We start from the raw sequence: 2,192 nt of genomic DNA on the forward strand, positions 1-2,192 counted from the left end.
TCGCGAGCCCGGGCGAGGTTCAAGGCGGGAAGATCGAGCGGCAGTCCGAGCAGATTGTTCCGCAAGGCTTCGACGACGAATTCGTCGATTTCATTGCCGACCGAACGRGACATGCCGCGGATSAGCGCACCGGTYGCCACCTCGTCGCTGAATCCGACRGGGSCCCCAAGGCTATCCCGGACGACGCCGCCGGCGGTGAATTCCTGCGGATTGAGGAAGGCCTGGATCAGGCCGACCTGCTGCGCATCATCGGCCGAAGCGTTGTCGCTGTTGACGAGCGAGAGATCATTGTCGAGCCGGTCCACGGTATCGACCAGCATCGAATGGCCGAAGCGATAGACGGTGTGGGCAAACTCGGCGACGATCGCCGGATTCAGATCGGCCGAGTTGGTGAAGACGAACGGATCGACATTCGGCTGAATGCGCCGCGCGAACTCCTCGAACACGAGATGCTGGTATTGCATCTCGGTGACGAAGCGGGCGGCCTGGAACAGACGCTCGCCATCCCAGTCCAAGGCATCGATCGCCGCAGCCTTTGCCAACGGGTCGGTCAGCGCGTTGATGGCATCGAGCTCGACCTGACTGATCGCCGTCCGGGCGTTGTCGGGATCGGCGGCGAGCCATTGATTGACGATGGCCACGTCGCCRGAGGCGATGATSGTRTCCTTGTTCGCCTCGACGAGGCGATTGTGCTCGGAATGGAAGATCGTGTGAACCGCGGTCAGCCCGATGTTCTCGTTGCCGCGGCCGTCGCCGGTCAGGAAATGCGAGTTGAGCAGTTCATCATCGTATTGAAGATTATGGCCCTGGCCGTCATCCGGGACGGGGTTCCCGACAATGCTGTCGGCGTCGGGCTGCAAGACGCCGCCGATCACCACCGGTACAGCAGTGTGCGCGATGTCGTTGAGGAAGGCATGACCGGTACCGATCACCTGGAAGACGGTTGCAGTCGCCCCCGGCAAGGGAACGAAACCTGCCGGCAGGTCGCTCGGAAGGATGTGGTGAATGTCCAGGCCGCCCGCCTTGCCCTCGACGGCAACCGTTGAAATGCGGGTCGTCACCCCGTCGTTTTCAAACACATTGACCATGACCTGGGCATAGCCATGCGTGCCCGGCGTGAACTTGCCATAGGCGTCGACGACGAGTTGCGGGACGTCGAGGACATCGGCGTCGTTCAACTCCAGCCCCAGCTTCTCCGCCGCCTGCGCCTTCACTTCTGCCCAATTTGCAATGCCGCCATGGACGCCATTGAGCAGGTGGCCGGTGTTCACGGCATGCGWGTCCGCGATGCCATCATTACCGACGGCGTCCACGCTGAACTTGTACTCCCGCAGGAAAACCTGATGCGAGGCGCTGGAGGTGTAGGTCTGGTTCTGGTCAACGAACGGCGTCGTCGTGTTCTGGGACTCGGTTCCCAGCGGATTCGGGTTGCCATTGGCGTCGAAGGGCGTCACCCGCGACAACGTCATGAAGCGGAATTCCGGCGCAAGGTCGTCCGCATTGCCGAGGATATGGTCCGGGCCGGCGATCAGCGGATCGTCGGCCTGGAGCGGGATGTAGATCGTGCCGTTGCTGCCTTTGGTGACGAGGTCGAGGCCGTGATCGAAGAACTGGCCGAAGAAYGTCATCCAGGCGCTGTTTGGAGGCGAGAGGCCGACATCGGGCGAACGGTCCTCGATCAGGATCGAACCATCATTGGACAACTCGAGACCGGCATCCGCGATGAGATTGACCAGGTGCTGGCCGGCCGGGTCGGCCACGGCCTGGGAGAGCGCCACCGCATTGGCCGCTGCAGCGGTCGCCAGSCCCTGGGCGGTGCCCTCGGCAAGGACGACCGTATTGAATTCGGGAATRGTGACGCCGTCGCCGACGGCTCCCTGCACGGCCGTCACGGTCGCCACGAAGGTCGTGAGGGCGTTCACCTGGGCCTGGGCGCTGGCAATGTCCGCGGCTKCGGCAGCCGTGCCGGGCGCCTGAAGCGCAGCCAGGACGCTGGTTGCTGCCGCAAGGGCGGCCGTCGCCGCCGTGACGGCGTCGCCTGCRKTSGTCGMGAYGTCGACGACGCCATCGGCGGCCACGTCGGCGCGAAGCGCCGTCAGGCTCGCAAGCGCGCTGCTGATCTGGGTCTGTACAATTCCCGCAGCCGTCACGGCCTGCCCGTAAGCTAACGCCGTTGCCGCGGCGAAGGGAGC

General features: G+C 64.1%; 1 protein-coding gene. It reads right to left on the minus strand.

What is annotated here, in order from left to right:
* A partial coding sequence (locus AC1DGP_RS35105) for a peroxidase family protein (RefSeq protein ID WP_476833278.1) occupies nt 1-2,192 on the minus strand: 2,192 nt, incomplete at both ends.

The organism is Allobosea sp. 05T433, from assembly GCF_056396065.1.